At 70.8% G+C, this 16,960-nt stretch carries 18 protein-coding genes, 7 tRNA genes and 1 riboswitch; of the genes, 16 read left to right on the top strand and 9 right to left on the bottom strand.

The annotated features are described in order from the left end of the window. Positions 1-84 precede the first annotated feature (84 nt). The 7 genes from SCMU_RS09445 to SCMU_RS09410 form a co-directional block, all read right to left on the bottom strand. On the bottom strand, positions 85-288 hold the full coding sequence (locus SCMU_RS09445) for a hypothetical protein (RefSeq protein WP_229232714.1): 204 nt from the start codon (positions 286-288) through the stop codon (positions 85-87). A 91-nt stretch (positions 289-379) separates the two neighbouring features. Beyond that, positions 380-520: riboswitch (FMN riboswitch) on the bottom strand. A gap of 144 nt (positions 521-664) precedes the next feature. Further along, positions 665-1,330 carry a ribulose-phosphate 3-epimerase gene (gene rpe, locus SCMU_RS09440; protein ID WP_229232713.1) on the bottom strand — a complete coding sequence of 222 codons (666 nt, stop codon included), beginning with the start codon at positions 1,328-1,330 and terminating at the stop codon, positions 665-667. Next, positions 1,331-2,905 carry an RsmB/NOP family class I SAM-dependent RNA methyltransferase gene (locus tag SCMU_RS20745; protein ID WP_274602947.1) on the bottom strand — a complete coding sequence of 525 codons (1,575 nt, stop codon included), beginning with the start codon at positions 2,903-2,905 and terminating at the stop codon, positions 1,331-1,333. Next, entirely contained in the window at positions 2,902-3,822 is a 921-nt protein-coding gene (locus SCMU_RS09425; RefSeq protein WP_229232712.1) for a methionyl-tRNA formyltransferase, read from the bottom strand. The genes SCMU_RS20745 and SCMU_RS09425 overlap by 4 nt, the downstream gene beginning before the upstream one ends. Next, complete coding sequence (def, locus tag SCMU_RS09420; RefSeq protein ID WP_229232711.1) at positions 3,819-4,400, bottom strand: peptide deformylase; 582 nt, start codon at positions 4,398-4,400, stop codon at positions 3,819-3,821. Before def ends, SCMU_RS09425 begins: the two co-directional genes overlap by 4 nt. A gap of 106 nt (positions 4,401-4,506) precedes the next feature. Further along, positions 4,507-5,355: a hypothetical protein gene (locus SCMU_RS09415; RefSeq protein WP_229232710.1), complete on the bottom strand. Its 849-nt coding sequence runs from the start codon at positions 5,353-5,355 to the stop codon at positions 4,507-4,509. Between the two features lie 104 nt (positions 5,356-5,459). After that, a tRNA-Val gene (locus SCMU_RS09410) sits at positions 5,460-5,531 on the bottom strand. Positions 5,532-5,754: 223 nt separating this feature from the next. Between SCMU_RS09410 and SCMU_RS09405 the strand changes: the two genes are divergently transcribed. The 7 genes from SCMU_RS09405 to SCMU_RS20975 all read left to right on the top strand — a co-directional run bounded on the left by SCMU_RS09405 (position 5,755) and on the right by SCMU_RS20975 (position 6,906). Further along, positions 5,755-5,827 (top strand) — tRNA-Gly (locus SCMU_RS09405). Positions 5,828-5,866: 39 nt separating this feature from the next. Then, a tRNA-Cys gene (locus tag SCMU_RS09400) sits at positions 5,867-5,937 on the top strand. Positions 5,938-5,967: 30 nt separating this feature from the next. Beyond that, positions 5,968-6,039 (top strand) — tRNA-Val (locus SCMU_RS09395). A gap of 109 nt (positions 6,040-6,148) precedes the next feature. Next, positions 6,149-6,220, top strand: a tRNA-Val gene (locus SCMU_RS09390). Positions 6,221-6,243: 23 nt separating this feature from the next. Then, positions 6,244-6,316, top strand: a tRNA-Gly gene (locus SCMU_RS09385). A gap of 33 nt (positions 6,317-6,349) precedes the next feature. Beyond that, a tRNA-Val gene (locus SCMU_RS09380) sits at positions 6,350-6,421 on the top strand. 233 nt (positions 6,422-6,654) lie between these two features. Then, positions 6,655-6,906 carry an antitoxin gene (locus SCMU_RS20975; RefSeq protein WP_229232709.1) on the top strand — a complete coding sequence of 84 codons (252 nt, stop codon included), beginning with the start codon at positions 6,655-6,657 and terminating at the stop codon, positions 6,904-6,906. Positions 6,907-7,029: 123 nt separating this feature from the next. Here SCMU_RS20975 and zapE read toward each other — a convergent pair whose 3' ends face one another. Next, positions 7,030-8,064 (bottom strand): cell division protein ZapE, encoded by a 1,035-nt coding sequence (gene zapE, locus SCMU_RS09370; RefSeq protein ID WP_443020256.1) that lies wholly within the window; start codon positions 8,062-8,064, stop codon positions 7,030-7,032. Between the two features lie 275 nt (positions 8,065-8,339). Here zapE and SCMU_RS09365 point away from each other — a divergent pair, with 275 nt between their 5' ends. From SCMU_RS09365 to ybaK, 3 genes are all read left to right on the top strand, one after another. Continuing rightward, positions 8,340-9,254 carry a sulfurtransferase gene (locus tag SCMU_RS09365; RefSeq protein WP_229232707.1) on the top strand — a complete coding sequence of 305 codons (915 nt, stop codon included), beginning with the start codon at positions 8,340-8,342 and terminating at the stop codon, positions 9,252-9,254. Between the two features lie 164 nt (positions 9,255-9,418). Further along, on the top strand, positions 9,419-9,892 hold the full coding sequence (locus tag SCMU_RS09360) for a SufE family protein (protein WP_229232706.1): 474 nt from the start codon (positions 9,419-9,421) through the stop codon (positions 9,890-9,892). A 1-nt stretch (position 9,893) separates the two neighbouring features. Beyond that, entirely contained in the window at positions 9,894-10,421 is a 528-nt protein-coding gene (gene ybaK, locus SCMU_RS09355; RefSeq protein WP_229232705.1) for a Cys-tRNA(Pro) deacylase, read from the top strand. Here the strand turns inward: ybaK and SCMU_RS09350 are convergent. Beyond that, positions 10,418-11,656: an alpha/beta hydrolase family protein gene (locus SCMU_RS09350; protein ID WP_443020294.1), complete on the bottom strand. Its 1,239-nt coding sequence runs from the start codon at positions 11,654-11,656 to the stop codon at positions 10,418-10,420. The genes ybaK and SCMU_RS09350 overlap by 4 nt on opposite strands. 115 nt (positions 11,657-11,771) lie before the next feature. Between SCMU_RS09350 and SCMU_RS09345 the strand changes: the two genes are divergently transcribed. The 6 genes from SCMU_RS09345 (at position 11,772) to SCMU_RS09320 (ending at position 16,916) form a co-directional block, all read left to right on the top strand. Next, positions 11,772-12,260, top strand: a complete 489-nt coding sequence (locus SCMU_RS09345) for a hypothetical protein (RefSeq protein ID WP_229232703.1) — start codon at positions 11,772-11,774, stop codon at positions 12,258-12,260. A gap of 14 nt (positions 12,261-12,274) precedes the next feature. Continuing rightward, positions 12,275-12,712, top strand: a complete 438-nt coding sequence (gene msrB / locus SCMU_RS09340; protein WP_229232702.1) for a peptide-methionine (R)-S-oxide reductase MsrB — start codon at positions 12,275-12,277, stop codon at positions 12,710-12,712. A gap of 217 nt (positions 12,713-12,929) precedes the next feature. After that, a complete protein-coding gene (locus tag SCMU_RS09335; RefSeq protein ID WP_229232701.1) occupies positions 12,930-14,327 on the top strand; it encodes a DUF6421 family protein in 1,398 nt (465 codons plus the stop codon). After that, positions 14,324-15,085, top strand: coding sequence for an SDR family NAD(P)-dependent oxidoreductase (locus SCMU_RS09330; RefSeq protein ID WP_229232700.1), 762 nt, complete (start codon positions 14,324-14,326; stop codon positions 15,083-15,085). Before SCMU_RS09335 ends, SCMU_RS09330 begins: the two co-directional genes overlap by 4 nt. A 65-nt stretch (positions 15,086-15,150) precedes the next feature. Continuing rightward, positions 15,151-16,224, top strand: coding sequence for a threonine aldolase family protein (locus tag SCMU_RS09325; protein WP_229232992.1), 1,074 nt, complete (start codon positions 15,151-15,153; stop codon positions 16,222-16,224). Between the two features lie 101 nt (positions 16,225-16,325). Beyond that, positions 16,326-16,916: a DUF3000 domain-containing protein gene (locus SCMU_RS09320; RefSeq protein ID WP_443020255.1), complete on the top strand. Its 591-nt coding sequence runs from the start codon at positions 16,326-16,328 to the stop codon at positions 16,914-16,916. Positions 16,917-16,960 lie beyond the last annotated feature (44 nt).

Genomic DNA, 16,960 nt, shown 5'->3' with positions numbered 1-16,960 from the left:
CTGTGCTGAACGGCGCTCCGCTGAACGGCGCTGCCGTGGATAGCGCGGCGCCGGGCCGAACCCCGCGGATGCCTCCGGGCGCGTTCATGCCGCCACCACCGGAGTATCCGCCCGCTCCGCGCCTGCTGGCGCGGCCGTCCGCAGTGCCGCCGAGGCGCGCTGGGCATGGCGGGTCATCCCGCCGAGGGCGCTCGCGAGGCCGAACGCATTGCCGACCACCTCGCGGACAAGGAGCGCGGATCCCGCAACGGGGATCTGCGCGGTCAAGAGCCACTGCATGAAGTCCATCGCAACCTTCCTTCCCTTCACCGCAGCGGCTCCGGGGTTGCGACAGACACGGCACGCCGTGTGGACATCACACGCGGCGCACCGCAGACTGCACGTGCTTCTCCCATCCAGACTTTGACTGTCGGTGCCGGAATTCCACCGGCTCAGCCGGCATCCCGCTCAGCAAGGAGCAGTCTGCCGGGTCGCGGACTATCACCGCCGGTTCGGACTTTCACCGACCCCGGAGCACGTAACTTCATTGGTTGGGCCGAGCGGCGTCGCCACCACGTTGTGTGACGGTTCAACCAAACGGCCAGGATCCATTGTGCCACATGATTCGGGCGCTGCTCGTGTGGGGTGTCACAGTCACCGCCGGGCCGGGCCGCTCCTGAGGGCGTCAGGACCCTGCGGCCGCCTGGGCCAGAGCGCGGAGCTGCTCGACTGCCTCGGCGGGATCCTCGGCGCCATAGACGGCCGACCCCGCCACGAAGACGTCCGCTCCAGCCTCCGCCGCGCGCTCGATCGTCGAGGCCGAGATGCCCCCGTCGACTTGGATCGCAACCTTGGCGCCCGAACCGTCTACGGCGGCCCTGGCACGGCGGATCTTCGGCAGGGTCAGGTCGAGGAACGACTGCCCCCCGAACCCGGGCTCGACCGTCATGACGAGGAGCATGTCAAGCTCGGCGAGCATGTCGAGGTAAGGCTCGACGGCGGTCGCGGGCCGAAGCGCCATGCCCGCCTTCGAACCCCGGGCCCGCAGCTCGCGTGCGAGCTTGACGGGGGCGGTGGCCGCCTCGGCGTGGAACGTGACCGAGGCGAGGCCCAAGTCCGCGTACAGCGGCGCCCACCGGTCGGCGTCGGCGATCATGAGATGGGCGTCGAGCGGGAGGCGGCTGACGGCCTGGATCCGCTCGACCACCGGCAGGCCGAGCGTGAGGTTCGGCACGAAGTGGTTGTCCATGACGTCCACGTGCACGGCGTCGGCGGTCGAGATCCTGGCTAGCTCCGCCTCGAGGTTGACGAAATCGGCGGACAGGATGCTCGGGTGGATGCAGCAGGTCACTCAGGACTCCTTGCTCGTGGCGGCGGGCAGCTTGCGGAAGAGCGCGAGGAACATCGCGTCCGTCGCGTGGATGTGCGGCCAGAGCTGGGCCATGCGGTCATGGCCGGCACCGAGCGGGCGGAGGGCCACCGCGTCGAGGGCGGCCCCCGCGTCGAGGAGTTCGACGTCGTCGCGCCGCTTGAGCGCGTCGGACACCACGAGCGTCGTCTCGGCGGGGTGCGGCGAGCACGTCACGTAGCCGACGACGCCGCCGGGGGCCGCCGCGTCGATGGCCGCATCGAGAAGGGCGCGCTGGAGCGGGCCGAGCTCGGTGAGGTCGCCCGGCGTACGGCGCCATCGCGACTCCGGCCGCCGCCGCAGGGCCCCGAGCCCGGTGCAGGGGACGTCCGCGATGACCCTCGCGAACTGTCCGGGGTGCTCGCGTCCGAGATCGCGCCCGTCCCCCGTGCGGACGTCCCAGGCGTCCCCTGGCACGGGACGGAGCGCTTTGCGCACCAGATCGGCCCGGTGCGGGGCGGCCTCGTTCGCCAGGAGTGTGGCGCCCTGCTCGGCGGCGAGTGCCGCGAGGAGCGCAGCCTTGCCCCCGGGTCCCGCGCACAGGTCGAGCCACTGCTCGGGTGACCGGGCGGCGTCGTGAGCGGCACCCTCGAGGGGGACTGCCGCGACGGCGCGGGCCACGAGCTGAGAGCCCACGTCCTGGACGCGGACTGTGCCCTCCCGGACGGCGGCCCACCGCCCGAGGTCACCGCCGCCGGAGAGCGCCGAGCCCTCGACGAGGTCTCCGGGCTCCGCGCCCGCGGACAGGGCGTCCTCGAGGCTTCCGAGGCCGGGCAGTGCGACGAGGTTCACCACGGGCGCGGCGTTGTCGGCCTCGAGCAGATCGTGGATCTCCTCCGTGCCGCGGCCGTGGGCCACGAGCGACTGGCGCAGGGCGCGCACGATCCACGCCGGATGCGCGTACGCGATCGCGTCGTGCTCGGCAGCGTCGAGCTGGCCGGCCGTGAGCTCGGCGATCCAGGCGGGGAGGTCCTTCTCGCTCACCCGGCGCAGCACGGCGTTGACGAGGGACGCCGGGCCCGCGCCGACCACGGCCCGGGTGAGCGCGACGGTCTGGTTGAGGGCGGCGTGGGGCGGGACCCGCATCCCGAGGAGCTGGTGGGCGCCGAGGCGGAGGACGTCGAGCACCGCGGGGTCGAGCTGGGACAGCGGCCGGTCGACGTTGAGGGCGAGGACCGCGTCATACGTCCCCTGCCAGCGGAGCGCCCCATAGGCAAGCTCCGTCGCGAAGCCCGCGTCCCGGCGGTCGAGTCGGTGGTGGCGGATCCGCTGGGGCAGCACAAGGTTCGCGTAGGCGTCGTCGCGGGAGACAGCGCGGAGCACCTCGAACGCCACGAGGCGGCCGGGGTCGGCCGCCCGCGATCGCTGGCTCGGCGCCTGTTCGCTGAAGCGCCGGGGCCCGCGGCCGCCGCGGTTCCGCTCGCGGCCCTGGACGTCGCGGCGTGTCTCACGGCGCCGGCCATCCTCGCCGCCGGTGCGGCCATTGCCCCCGCGGGGCCCTGAAGCGCGCTCGTTCATCCGAGCACCGTCCCTTCGATCTCCCCGGCGCCCCGGGCCCAGTCAGCGGCCAGCATCATCTTCTTCCCGGCGGGCTGCACCCGAGTGAGCTCGAGCGCGTGCGTCCCGGTTCCGACCAGAACGGCCTTCCCGGCCCAGGCCAGACGGCCGGGCGGAATGCCCTCGACGTCCGGCCGCAGCCGTGGCGGCTCGAGCTTGAAGCGCTGTCCGTCCAGCATGGTCCACGCGCCGGGCTCCGGTGTGACGCCGCGCGCCCGCCGATGGAGGGCCACGGCGGGGAGCACCCAGTCGAGCCGCCCGTCCTCGAGGGTGAGTTTCGGGGCGAAGGTCGGCTCGCCGGCCTGCGGCCGAGGTTCGAGACGCCCTTCATCGATGCCCGAAAGCGTCTGGACGAGCAGCTCAGCGCCGGACGTGGCGAGCTCTGAGAGGAGCCCGCCGCTCGTGGCCTCGGGCCCCGGGGTGAGAGCGAGGGTCCCGTAGACGGGCCCGGTGTCGAGCCCTTCCTCGAGCCGGAACGTCGAGGCGCCCACGACGTCGTCTCCGTGGATCACGGAGTACTGCAGTGGGGCCGCGCCGCGCCACGCCGGGAGCAGCGAGAAGTGCAGGTTGACCCAGCCGTGCGCCGGGACGGCGAGCGCCGCCGGCGGGACGATGCCGCCGTACGCGACGATTGCGGCCGCATCGGGGGCCCACCCCGCGAGCGTGGACACGACGTCGGGCGTGATGCGTGCCGCCTTCACGACGGGGAGGCCGAGGGCCTCGGCGCGGGCGGCGACCGGCGAGGGCGTGAGCACGCGCTTGCGGCCCACGGGCGCGTCCGGACGGGTGAGGACGCCAACGACCGTGAACCCGGCAGCCACGAGCCGGTCGAGTGAGGGCACGGCCACCTCCGGCGTGCCGGCGAAGACGATCCTCATGAAGGGGCGCCCGCCCCGAACGCGGCACCGGCCCCGAACGCCGAGCCGACGTGGGCGGAACGCTTGGAGAGCGTCGCGTCGACCTGGGTGCGGTAGTCGATCGATCGGATCGCCCGCAGCGCCGCGCGCCGGTCGTCGCCCTCAAGCCGGTCGGGGAAGAGGATCCCGTCGAGGTGGTCCGTCTCGTGCTGCGCGATGCGGGCGAGCAGCCCCTCGGCCGCGAGCTCGACGGGGTTGCCGCTCACGTCGATGCCGGACACTGTCGCCCGCGCGCGCCGACGGACCGGGAAGGCGACTCCGGGGATGCTGAGGCATCCCTCGATCGCGTCGTCCTGGTACTCCTCCGACAGCGTCAGCACGGGGTTGACCACATGGCCGCGCTCCTGGCCGATTTGGTACGTGAAGACGCGCTGGCTCACGCCGACCTGCGGCGCGGCGAGCCCGGCACCGTCGACGTCCTCCATGGTCTCGAGCATGTCCTCCACGAGGCGCGCGAGCGCCGGACCGAAATCCGTGACCTCCTCCGCGACCGTGCGGAGCACGGGGTCGCCGATGATCCTGATGGGCAAGACGGCCATGGTCCGGTGCCTTTCTCGTGGGAGCCGGCGCTCGGTGGGCTCCGGCGGGCGAAGGGGCGGCGCCGGCGGGCCCGGCGGTGCCCCTCAAGTGTAGGTGCCTGAGGGCCTAGGCCCCCGGCGGCGGAAGGGGCAGAAGCGTGCGGCCAGCCGCGGCCGCCTCGACCCTGGCGCCCCACACACGCCGCAGCTGGCAGAAGGTGAGCCAATGGTGCCGGCGCACGTCGGGGTTCACCCTTACAGCCGCGTGCTCGGTCTCGCCGACCGCCACGGCGATCAGGAGCGGGTCCTCGCCGTGGGCCCAGGGCTCCCAGGTGCCGGTCTCCGCGTCGACGACACTCTCCTCGGCCTTCATCCCCGCGACGAGCTGCATGGCGACCTTGTCGTCCAGGGCCTTGACCCGGCCGTCCCGCGACGTTCCCTTGGTCTTGTAGTCGACCAGGCAGACACGGCCGTTGATGCGTGCCACGAGGTCCAGGGTCCCCGCGTACCCGAGCGTGTGGTTCCACACGGTGAGCTCCGCCGCGATCGGCTCGACCGCGAACGTCTCCCACCACCGGTCGATGCTGACGGCGAACGCTTCCTCGCCATGCTCACGGAGTGACTCGCGCGCCTCCGCCAGGCAGTGGGGGCGGCCCAGCGCGCGCAGAGCAAGCTGCTCACCATAGGAGTGGACCCGGTCGCCCCGCTCGGCCGCGGAGCGCGCGTACGCTTCCGAGGCGTCGACGGCCGTGCGGACCAGCCTGCGCATCTGGGCGGGGCTCGCCATCACCTCCCGCAGCTCAGGATGGTCGGCCACGTGCTTGGCCGCCATGTAGCTGCGCCACCCGTCGAGCTCGACGGGCTGCTGCGCGATCACGGTGGTGATCGACGGGACGGTCGGGGGCACGGCCAACGAGCGCCGATACATGCGACCAAAGCCGTCGGGCGAGGGTACTGCGAGCTCCGGTGCTGTCATGGGCACACCCTTTCACGACGGTCCGACATTCTCCGACGCGGGAGTGCGGAAGGAGCTGGGAGGAACACGAGAAGGACCCCCGGACATGTCCGGGGGTCCTCAGGTGGGCGATACTGGGTTCGAACCAGTGACCTCTTCGGTGTGAACGAAGCGCGCTACCACTGCGCCAATCGCCCGCAATCCTCAGTCCGGATATCCGGCCTGCGGCGCCCTACGACTCTAGCCCAGATCCCAGCCCGGCGCCAAATCCGGTCCCGCTCCCGACAGGGTCCGGTCGACGGCCTCGGCAGGCTCGCCGCAGCCCCGGCCGGATTTGTGCAATGACCACTGGTCCTATAAAGTCGTTACTCGTTGAAGCGCGCCCCGGAGCCGAAGATCGCCGGGACGCGACAGCAACCTGCGGACGTAGCTCAGTTGGTAGAGCACCACCTTGCCAAGGTGGATGTCGCGAGTTCGAGTCTCGTCGTCCGCTCGCAGGACACTGTCGAAGCATCCTTTGTGATGCCTACACGGTGGGGTGGCCGAGAGGCGAGGCAGCGGCCTGCAAAGCCGTATACGCGGGTTCGAATCCCGTCCCCACCTCGGTGGACACCTGCTCCCTGACGGGAGTGAGGGCGATTGGCGCAGCGGTAGCGCGCTTCCCTGACACGGAAGAGGTCACTGGTTCGATCCCAGTATCGCCCACGGGGCCCGAGCTCCCCGCGGACGTAGCCAGGGAGCACCACCTGCCAAGGGGAGTCGCGAGTTCGAGTCCGTCGTCCGCTCCGTCCCGTAAGCCGGGCACAACAGACACGGGCGATTGGCGCAGCGGTAGCGCGCTTCCCTGACACGGAAGAGGTCACTGGTTCGATCCCAGTATCGCCCACGGAGGAGCCCGAGGCTCCCCCTGCGGACGTAGCTCAGTTGGTAGAGCACCACCTTGCCAAGGTGGATGTCGCGAGTTCGAGTCTCGTCGTCCGCTCCGTTCCCGTTAAGCCGGGGCACAACAGAACACGGGCGATTGGCGCAGCGGTAGCGCGCTTCCCTGACACGGAAGAGGTCACTGGTTCGATCCCAGTATCGCCCACCCCCGCGGCGCCCCTTCTCGTGTTCCCACGTCGGGCGCCGTTCTGCGTTCCCGATGAAGTTCTGCGTTTCCTGATGAATTTGCCCAGGCGGCCGTGTAAACGGGCCCCTGAAGGACCGTCCGCTGACAGCGCAATCCCCCTCGCGGCCTGACGGTTGGAATGGCCCCGGCGCGTCGCTACCATCAGGAACAGGAGGGGCGCTCTAGCCCCGTGGAGATGAAGGGAGGTGGCCGTGTCTTTTCTGGACGACATCAAGGGCAAGGCTGAGGAACTCATTGGCGGCAACACCGACGCTGTCAAGGACGGCATCGAGAAGGCCGGTGACTTCGTCGACGAGAAGACCGGTGGGAAGTTCGCCGATCAGGTCAATGGAGTCCAGCAGGCTGCCTCCGACTACGTGAGCGGTCTGGGTCAGGGCAATGCCCCGGCCGAACCCGCCACGGACGCAGTCCCTGCCGGCGCGGCCGCCGCCGAAGGCGCCTGAGCCACCCGAAGAATCGTCACTGAGTGCCGGTACCGTCGAGAGGCGGGACCGGCACTTGGCGTTCCCGGGGGTCTGCCGCCTGAGTGATCCGGGCGGTCGCGGCTGCAGCGGCGGTGCGGAGCGTCAGGACGGCTCGTGGCTCTGGCCCTCCCGGGCCAGGGCGGTGAGGCGCGAGACCGCACGGAAGTACTTCTTCATGTAGCCGCCCGCCATCATCTCGGGGGTGAAGAGCGAGTCGAACGGAACGCCCGAGGCCAGGATCGGCACGTCCTTGTCGTAGAGCCGGTCGGCGAGCACCACGAAGCGCAGCGCGGTGGCCTGGTGTTCGATCGGGTGGACGTCCTTCCACACGATGCCGTCGATCCCGTCGATGAGCTGGCGGTACCGGCTCGGGTGTACGCCCGCGAGGTGCTTCAGGAGGGCACCGAAATCGTCGACGGCGACCAGTCCGCCGTCGAATTCTGCGTTCATCCGCGCGTCGAGCTCTGCATTCGACAACGGCGACGGTGCCGCGGGAAGGCCGCGGTGCCGGTAGTCCTCACCGTCGATCCGGACGACGTCGAACTGGTCGGCAAGGACCTGGATCTCCCGCTGGAAGTCGACCGCGGCGAACCGGCCCTCGCCCAGCGAGCCGGGCAGTGTGTTCGACGTCGCGGCCAGCTTGACGCCGGCGTCCGCGAGCTCGCGCATGAGCCGGGACATCAGGACGGTGTCACCAGGGTCGTCGAGCTCGAACTCGTCGATGCACACGAGCTTGTAGGCGCTGAGCGCGTCGACCGTCTTGCGGAACGAGAGCGCCCCCACGAGGTTGGTGTACTCCACGAACGTGCCGAACGCCTTCGGTCCGGGGGCCGCGTGCCACAGGGAGGCGAGGAGGTGGGTCTTGCCGACACCGAAGCCGCCGTCCAGGTACACGCCGGCGCGGGTCTTGGGCTTGGAGCCGAAGAGCTTGGAGAAGAGTCCGCCGTTCGACGCCCCGATGCCGTCGCTGAAGCCCTCGAGCGCCTTCACGGCCGCGGCTTGGCTCGGTTGCGAGGGATCGGGGCGGTAGCTGGAGAAGGAGACCTCCCCGAAACGGGGCGACGGGTGCAGACCGGTCAGCAGTTCCTCGACGGACACTCGGGGCGTGCGGGTAGTGAGGTGTTCGACAGTCGCCAACGATTCCGTCCGGGGTCAAGGGTTCAGGGCCACCGGCCAGCATATCGCGGCCGCCCTTGCCGGAGGCCGTCGTGTGCCCAATCCCACAGGCCCGAGCCGCATCCCCTCTCCTGCGCACGACGGCGCGACATGTTGCGCTGCGTGACAGCTCACAAGTCGGACCGCACCACGCCGCCCGGCCGGTGGCTACGCTTGAAGGGACCACTCAGGAGCGCGGCTTCTGCCCTCTGTTCCGGCACCCGCGCGCCCTGGCTCAGCCGAGCGAAAGGCACACCATGAGCTATCCCCTTGACAGCAGCGAGAAGTTCGCCGCGTACGCCCACCCCGAGCGCCTCGTCTCCACCGAGTGGCTCGCCGAGCAGCTCGCCGCGGGGGCGGTCGCGGACGGGAAGCTCGCCGTCGTCGAGTCGGACGAGGATGTGCTGCTCTACGAGACCGGCCACATCCCCGGGGCGGTCAAGATCGACTGGCACACTGACCTGAACGACGAGGTCACCCGCGACTACGTCGAGGGCCCCGCGTTCGCCGAACTCGTCGCATCCAAGGGCATCTCCCGCGACACCACCGTCGTGATCTACGGCGACAAGTCCAACTGGTGGGCCGCCTATGCCCTCTGGGTCTTCACGCTGTTCGGCCACGAGGACGTCCGCCTCCTCGACGGCGGCCGGGACAAGTGGATCGCCGAGGGCCGCGAGCTCACCACCGGGGCGCCGTCTCCCGCGCGAGGCGAGTACCCCGTCGTCGAGCGCAATGACGCCCCGATCCGCGCCTTCAAGGACGACGTGCTCGCCCACCTCGGCAAGCCGCTCATCGACGTCCGCTCCGCCGACGAGTACACGGGCAAGCGGACCCACATGCCGGCCTACCCGGAGGAGGGTGCCCTGCGAGGCGGACACATTCCGACGGCCGCTTCGATCCCGTGGAGCCGCGCGGCGGCCGAGGACGGCACCTACAAGTCACGCGAGGACCTCGAGAAGCTCTACCTCGGCGAGGCCGGCCTCACCCCGGGCGACGACGTGGTGGCCTACTGCAGGATCGGCGAGCGCTCGAGCCACACCTGGTTCGCGCTCAAGTACCTCCTCGGCTTCGACACGGTCCGCAACTACGACGGGTCGTGGACCGAGTGGGGGAATGCGGTGCGGGTGCCGATTGTGAAGGGGGAAGAACGGGGGACGTGGCCGCTCAGCTGAGGCGCGGCACCCAAGCCCGCCCGATCAGGCAGGCGGACAGGGCGACGTGGCCGCTCAGCTGAGGCGCGGCACCCAGCTGAGCTAGCGCAACCGGGAGTCATACAGGGCCCCGCCGACGGCGAACACGCGCCGTCCGGCGGGGCCTTGCGCGTACGCTGGAAGGGATGAGCACGAATACCTTGCCCGCCGCACTGGCGGAGATCGTCGATGACTTCCAGGCCGTTGAGGAGCGCGACCGGCTGCAGCTCCTCCTCGAGTTCTCGCGGGCGCTCCCTGAGCTGCCCGAGCGCTATCGGGACCACCCCGAGATGCTCGAGCAGGTGGTGGAGTGCCAGTCGCCCCTGTTCATCACGATCGAGACGGAGCCTGCGCCCGAGGGCGCGCCGGCCTCGTCTGGACCCGCGGTGCGCCTGTACTTCTCGGCGCCGGCGGAGGCCCCCACGACGCGTGGCTTCGCCTCTGTGCTCCACGAGGGGCTTGATGGTCTCACGGCTGCCGAGATCCTCGCGGTCCCGGACGACATGCCTGAAGAGCTGGGCCTGACGCGGCTCGTGAGCCCGCTTCGCATGCGCGGCATGGCGGCGATGCTCGCGAGGATCAAGCGCAAGGTCCGCGGGGAGTGCCATCTGGGCGCCTGACGTGTCGAAGAAGCACAAGGGGCCGACCGGGCCCGGACGCGGCCCGGGCACGCCGGCCACGACGGCGCTCGACGCCGCCGGAGTGTCCTACACCGCCCGGACCTACGCCCATGACCCGTCGGCCCCGAGCTACGGGCTCGAGGCAGCGGACGCGCTGGGGGTCGAGCCGGAGCGCGTGTTCAAGACGCTCATGGTGGACGTCCTCGGCAGCGGGGGAAGCCAGCTGTGCGTCGCGGTGGTTCCGGTCACCGGGAGCCTCGACCTGAAGGCCGCGGCCGCTGCCTTCGGGGCGAAGAAGGCGGCGATGGCCGATCCGACGGCGGCGGAGCGGCGCACCGGCTACGTGAGGGGCGGCATCTCCCCTCTCGGGCAGCGCCATCCCTCCCCCACAGCGGTGGACGAGTCGGCCCTCGCGCACGCGACCGTGCTCGTCTCGGGCGGGCGGCGGGGCTTCGACATCGAGTTGGCGCCGGCGGACCTCGTGAGGCTCACTGGCGCCGTGATCGCCCGGCTGGGCAGCGCCGGCTAGCGCGAGCCGCCCGGCATGGGCCGCGGCGCGAGCACCTCCGTGAGCCACGAACGCACGGCGATCTCCCAGCGTTCGGGGTCAACGTTCCATTCCTTCGTGTGCTTGGCGTGCCGGAACGTCTCGAGGGTGACCATCTCGGGGTTTCGCTTCGCGAGCTCGAGCGAAGGCCCCACGGGCACGAACTCGTCGTCGACGCTGTGCAGTACGAGGGTGGGGGTGCGGAGCTCGACGGCGCGCGCAACCCAGTCCATGGCCTTGAAGTCGAGCGGCGCGGCCAGACCGGTGAGCCGGCGCCCCCATGCCTGTCCGAGGAGCAGCTGGCCGAAGCGGCCCACGCCGGATGGGATGCGGTTCAGGTGGGCCTGATGGGCCAGAACGTCCACCCAGTCCACGACGGGCGCGTCAAGGACGAGCGCGCGCACATACTCGCGAAGCATCGAGGAGTCCGCGGTGCGGAGGCTGATCGCGCCGCCCATGGACCATCCGAAGAGGACGACGTCGCGCGCGCCGGCGTCGAGCGCGTACCGGATCGCGACCTCGACGTCGCGCCATTCGGTCATGCCGAGGCCGTAGCGCCCGTCCGGGGTCGCGGGCGCCTCCCCGTCGTTGCGGTACGAGAGGAGCAGGCTGGGCATGCCGAGTGCGTGGGCGGTCGGAACCGCCCGCAGCCCCTCCAGACGCATGGCGCCACGGCCGTGGACCATGATCGCCCAGGTGCTCTTCGGAGTCTCGGCGGGCACGTACCATGCCGGGGCCTCTCCGACGTCGAGGGGGAGCATGAGGTCCTCATACGGCAGTCCCAGATCACCTGGCGTGCTGTAGACGACGCCGCTCCACCTGGCGCGCACGGCGCTGGCGAGGTCTCCGGAGTACTCGGCGACGACGGGGCGCGTGACGGTGGACTCCTCGGGTGTGTAGTCCTGGAGCCTGCCCAGCCGCACGTGCCCAGCCCCCCGATCGAAGAAGAGGCTGTACTCGCCGTCCACACGGGTCTCCTCGGTAGCCCGCAGAATCACACGCCGGTCGCGGCCCTCACCTTGGACGGCCAGGATCTCCTGGTCCTCGGCCTTGACGCGCTCGGGCGTCACCACGCGCCGCGCGAAGTAGGCCGCGAGGGCGGAGCTCGACGCCGCCACGGCCGAGGCGAGGGCCAGCGCGCCTCCCGCCCCGGCGAGCACCCAGACGGCGCGCGGCAGGGGCTGGGGCACGGACGACGGTGGTCTGCGCGGTGGCATCTGCGCTGGCGCGGCGATGGTTCGGGCGGGCATGGACCCATTGTGGCAAACGACGCGCCCGCCGCGGGGCGCCATGCCTCTCCCCGCGGGACGCGCGCTGCCCTAGTCTGTGTTCATGAGCGCCCCGATCCTCATCCTGACCGAAGTCGCACTGGGCCCAAGCGAGCGCAAGGCCGTTGAGGGCCTGCTCAGCGAGGGAACTGCGCTCGAAGTGCTCGTCCCGGCGGGACGGAAGCGCAGACTCGTGGTCGACTTCCTCGACCACCTCTCGTTGCTCGAATTCGGCAAGGCCGTCGAGGGCCTGTCCGACAGGGGCCCGACACCCGAGGCCGCCCGCTCGCTCGCGCAGACCGCCCTCGACACCTCGATCGCCGCCTTGGAGGGACTCGGTGCCGGGGTGACCGGCAGCGTGGTCGAGGGCGACCCCGTCCAGGCCCTCGCTGACAAGGTCGCGTCTGCGGGCGCCGAGCAGGCGGTGGTCGTGACGCTTCCCCACGCGATCGAGGACACGTTCCACACGGACTGGGCGAACCAGGCCCAGCGGAAGCTCGGCATCCCGGTCCTGCACCTGTATGCGGGGACGGGATTCATCGGCGACTCCTGAGCGTTGGAGTAGACATGGACACCACCCCTTCCACTCCCGAGTCCGCCCCGACGAAGGTCCGCAAGACCGATGCCGAGTGGCGTGATGCCCTCACCCCCGATGAGTACCGCGTGCTGCGGCAGGCCGGCACCGAGCGGGCCTACACCGGGGAGTACTGGGACTCCCATGTCAAGGGCTCGTACCGTTGCCGGGCTTGCGGCGCAGAGCTGTTCACGAGCGCGGAGAAGTTCGACTCGCACTGCGGCTGGCCCTCGTTCTGGGCACCCCTCGCGGAGGACAAGGTCGTGTACCTCCACGACCGCACACTCGGCATGGACCGCGTCGAGGTGCGCTGCGCGACGTGCGACTCGCACTTGGGGCACGTGTTCGAGGGCGAGGGATACGACACGCCGACCGACCAGCGGTACTGCATCAACTCGATCTCCCTGACCCTGGTCCCCGACCAGGACTGAGGCCCGGCTTTGGGCCCCGAGGCGGGCCGCGCGCTGGCGAGGATCAGCGGGCGGCCCGCCTCTCGCCGTCGTGGAGGGGCTTGAGCAATAGTCTTTCTGATCCTTGGCCCTATTCAGAACCAGATGATCACGTATCTCGCTACGCTCAGAGCAGCAACGCACCGCGAGGCCCGGGCTACTGCGCCCGCCGCACGCGCACACGAAAGCGAGACGCACAATGACTGCACACGCCGTCGCGACCCCCGTCGCATCGAACCCCCAGCTTCCCGCCCAGCAGGATCCCGCCTGGCTGGCCCTCAAGGACGCCGCGATCGAGCTCCAGTCCCTGCAGGCGCAAGACGGCTCGGTGCCGGAGGCCGCCGACCATGCACGCGCCGCCGCCCTCGTGGGAACTGTGGTCGCCGCCGTCTCCGCGCTCGCCCCCCGTTTCCCGCACGACGCCGAGTACCTCCACCTGCTCCAGGCCGATTTCCGCGCGTGGGAGGGCTCCGGGTTCGGTGTGCCGGACTTCCTCGACTCGCTCGTGGCGTTCCAGCCCCAGCAGCACCGCATCAACGGCCTGCAGCACCTGGTCGTGTTCCCGATGTACACGCAGAACGGCAGCCGCAACCGGTTCGTCGAGGCCGTCCTCGTCGAGGTCGTGTGGCCCGAGTTCGTCGCCGAGCTCGAGGCGGGGGCCTACAGCAACAAGCTGTTCGTGCCGATCCGCTTCCTCGACTTCACACCCGGCTACGCGACCAACTCGGCCGTCCTCTTCCCCGAGACGGTCGCGATGCGCGAGGTTCCGACGTTCACGTGGGGGGCGATCTTCGCCGACCGCGAGGCCGCGCGCTTCCGCCGCGTCCTCGACGCCGCGGCCAAGGTCACGAACCTCGAGCTGCCCGCGGACGCCGCCGAGCTCGTCACGGACCAGAAGCTCGCCCAGGAGACGTTCGTCATGTGGGACCTCATCCATGACCGCACCCACATGCGAGGCGACCTCCCGTTCGACCCCTTCATGATCAAGCAGCGCATGCCCTTCTTCCTGTACTCGCTCGAAGAGCTGCGCTGCGACCTCACCGCCTTCCGCGAGTCCGTCAGGATCGAGCGGGACCCCAAGGCTCCCGGGGCAGCGCGCCGGCACGCGAAGCTTGTCCAGTACGCGGTCATCTTCGACCGGATCTTCCGCTTCGCGATCACCGGCGGCCGAGTGCGGAACTACGACGGGCTCGGCGGCCAGCTGCTCTTCGCCTGGATGCACCAGCACCACGTCCTCCACTGGACCGACACGAAGCTCACGATCGACTGGGACGAGGTGCCCGAGGTGGTCAGCGCGCTCGGCCACGCCATCGACGATCTCTACTGGCGTTCCATCGACCGGCCGAAGGTGGCACACTGGCTCGCAGCGTACGAGCTCGTCTCTGCCACCGTGACCCCCAACCCCGCCTCGGTCTGGGCCAAGGGCCCCGACGCGCTGCCCCTCACCGCGACGCCGCGGGAGATCACGGACCAGGTGCTGGACGACGAGTTCCCGCTGTCCATGTTCTACGAGGCCCTGGAGAAGAAGATGCGTCCTGTCATCGAGTCGACCGCCGGGATCACGGGCGAGACCGCCCTGCCGAAGGCGGCCGGGTGACCCACGTGGGGGCACAGGACTCGGTCGTCGTCGTCGCCGGGGCCACCTCGGCGTCGGGACGGGCAACCGTCGCCGCCCTGCGCGCCGCCGGAGCGACGGCCGTCGCCGTCGGCTCGAACGCGGATCACCTCACCGAGGCGTTCGGGGCGTCCGCGGACGCGCACGACGGCGGCGTGCCACAGTTCGCGTGCGACCTCGCCGACCTCGCGGCGACCCAGTCCCTCGCGGCAGACGTCCGGGCACGCTTCGGCAGGGTCGACGGCGTCATCCACCTCGTGGGCGGATGGCGCGGTGGCGGGACGTTCGCCCAGCAGGGCGACGCGGACTGGGACTTCCTCGTGCGAGGCTGCGTCACCACGCTCCGGAACACCTCGCGCGCGTTCTTCGACGACATCGCGGCGTCCCCCACCGGCCGCTTCGCGATGGTGTCCACGACGACGCTGGCGAGGCCCAGCGCGGCGAACGCGAACTACCAGGCCGCGAAGGCAGCGGCCGAGGCGTGGACCCGGTCGATGGCCCAGGGCCTCGCGCTGCTCCAGTCGAAGCGGCCGGAGAAGGACGGCGGGCCGCTGCCCCAGGCGAGTGCCGCCGTCGTGCTCGCCGTGAAGGCGCTCCTCGATGACGCGATGCGCGAGGCGAGCCCCGAGCGGACATTTCCCGGCTACACACCTGTGGACGTCCTCGCCGAGCGCGCCGTGACCCTGTTCTCCCGCGACGCCGCCGAGATCAACGGCGCACGGATCGACCTCACATCCTGAGAACACAACCGTTAGGCAATACTTTGACAGTGACCACTCCCTACTTCTCCACGCCCGACTCTGTCATCCCCGCCGTCCCCGCCCCCGCGGGATGGCCCCTCCATGACCCGTCCGTGCGCGGATTCGCCTCGGACAACTACTCCGGCGTCCACCCCGAGGTCCTCGCGGCACTCGCCGCGGCGAACGGCGGGCACCAGGTCTCCTACGGGGAGGACGAGTACACCGCCCGGCTCGAGACGGTGATGAAGGGCCTCTTCGGCGACGCCGCCGAGTCGTTCCCGGTCTTCAACGGCACGGGCGCGAACGTCGTCTCGCTCCAGTCCCTCGTGCCGCGCTGGGGGGCCGTGGTGTGCGCGACGACCGCGCACATCAACGTCGACGAGAACGGCGCCCCCGAGCGCGTGGGCGGCCTCAAGCTCCTCGCCGTCCCGACCGAGGACGGCAAGCTCACGCCGGAGCTCATCGACAGGGAGGCGTGGGGCTGGGGCGACGAGCACCGCGCGCAGCCGCTCGCCGTCTCGATCACACAGACCACCGAGCTCGGCACCCGGTACACGGTCGAGGAGGTCCGGGCGATTGCGGAGCACGCCCACACGCTCGGGATGAAGGTCCACATGGACGGCGCGCGGCTCGCCAATGCTGCCGCGGGCCTCGGCACCGATGTCCGGACGTTCACCTCGGACGCGGGGATCGACGTGCTCACGTTCGGCGGGACGAAGAACGGCCTCCTGTTCGGCGAGTGCGTCGTCGCGCTGGCCCCCGAGGCCGGCCACGCCCTGAAGTACCTCCGCAAGATGGACATGCAGCTCGCCTCCAAGATGCGCTTCATCTCTGCCCAGTTCCTCGCCCTCCTCGAGAGCGGGCTGTGGATGCGCTCGGCCGCACACGCGAACGCGATGGCCCAGCGTCTCCGCGCCGCCGTGGAGGGGCTCGACGGCGTCGAGCTCACCCAGCCCACCGAGGCCAACGGAGTGTTCGCGATCCTCCCCGACGGCGTCGCGGGCCGGCTCCGCGAGCGGTTCCGCTTCTACGACTGGGACCCGGCCCGCCGCGAGGTCCGCTGGATGTGCTCGTTCGACACCACCGAGCATGACGTCGACGCATTCGCCGCGGCCCTGAGGGAGGAACTCGGGCGGTAGCCCTCGCGTGGCACGTGCCCCCGCGGGCCGCCTGAGCGGCAGCGCTGATACGGGCACGGCGTGCCGCTCCCGGGGGGCCCGAGGCGTGAGCGTACCCTGTGATGGTGACCGCATTAGCACAGCTGCCTGCGGACTTCTTGACAGCCCTCCGCTCGATGCGAAGTGCCGCCAGCGCGACCCGAACCTCGGGGCTCCGCCTCGAGGAGATCCCCGCGCCCGCACGGCTCGCGCCCTACGCCGTCGCCCTCGAGGCCGAGGTCCGCGAGGGGGACGAGGAGCTCGCCACCGGACGCTTCATCGTCCTGCACGACCCGGAGCCGCCCGCAGTGTGGGAGGGAACGTTCCGCGTCGTCACGTACATCCGCGCCCAGCTCGAACCGGAGATGGGCAACGACGCGCTGCTCGGCTCAGTCGCGTGGACGTGGCTGGTCGAGGCGCTCGAGAAGCATCACGCGGAGTACGGGGCCGCGGGCGGCACTGCCACGAGGGTCCTGTCCGAGAGCTTCGGCACGCTCGCGGGCCGCAGCGACACGATCGACATCGAACTCCGGGCCTCGTGGACCCCGTCAGGTCCGGAGCTCAGCACCCACCTCGACGCGTGGTGCGACATGGTTGCCACGTTCGCGGGCGTCCCCCCGCTCCCGGACGGAGTCTCCGCACTGCCCCGCCGCCGAGGGACGGAGTCCCGCTGACCGCGGCGGGGCGCCCGATCAGCGGCGGCGCTAGACTGGCGGAA

Source organism: Sinomonas cyclohexanicum, assembly GCF_020886775.1.
GTDB lineage: Bacteria > Actinomycetota > Actinomycetes > Actinomycetales > Micrococcaceae > Sinomonas > Sinomonas cyclohexanicum.
The sequence above is the reverse complement of the archived record's forward strand: the minus strand, read 5'-3'. Positions and strand labels throughout refer to the sequence as shown.

Bases quoted from the DNA above. Each gene is read 5' to 3' on its own strand.
- SCMU_RS09445 (WP_229232714.1), bottom strand. From the start codon at position 288: ATGGACTTCATGCAGTGGCTCTTGACCGCGCAGATCCCCGTTGCGGGA.
- SCMU_RS20745 (WP_274602947.1), bottom strand. From the start codon at position 2,905: ATGAACGAGCGCGCTTCAGGGCCCCGCGGGGGCAATGGCCGCACCGGC.
- SCMU_RS09425 (WP_229232712.1), bottom strand. From the start codon at position 3,822: ATGAGGATCGTCTTCGCCGGCACGCCGGAGGTGGCCGTGCCCTCACTC.
- def (WP_229232711.1), bottom strand. From the start codon at position 4,400: ATGGCCGTCTTGCCCATCAGGATCATCGGCGACCCCGTGCTCCGCACG.
- SCMU_RS09415 (WP_229232710.1), bottom strand. From the start codon at position 5,355: ATGACAGCACCGGAGCTCGCAGTACCCTCGCCCGACGGCTTTGGTCGC.
- SCMU_RS09365 (WP_229232707.1), top strand. From the start codon at position 8,340: ATGAGCTATCCCCTTGACAGCAGCGAGAAGTTCGCCGCGTACGCCCAC.
- SCMU_RS09360 (WP_229232706.1), top strand. From the start codon at position 9,419: ATGAGCACGAATACCTTGCCCGCCGCACTGGCGGAGATCGTCGATGAC.
- SCMU_RS09350 (WP_443020294.1), bottom strand. From the start codon at position 11,656: ATGCCACCGCGCAGACCACCGTCGTCCGTGCCCCAGCCCCTGCCGCGC.
- SCMU_RS09345 (WP_229232703.1), top strand. From the start codon at position 11,772: ATGAGCGCCCCGATCCTCATCCTGACCGAAGTCGCACTGGGCCCAAGC.
- msrB (WP_229232702.1), top strand. From the start codon at position 12,275: ATGGACACCACCCCTTCCACTCCCGAGTCCGCCCCGACGAAGGTCCGC.
- SCMU_RS09335 (WP_229232701.1), top strand. From the start codon at position 12,930: ATGACTGCACACGCCGTCGCGACCCCCGTCGCATCGAACCCCCAGCTT.
- SCMU_RS09320 (WP_443020255.1), top strand. From the start codon at position 16,326: ATGGTGACCGCATTAGCACAGCTGCCTGCGGACTTCTTGACAGCCCTC.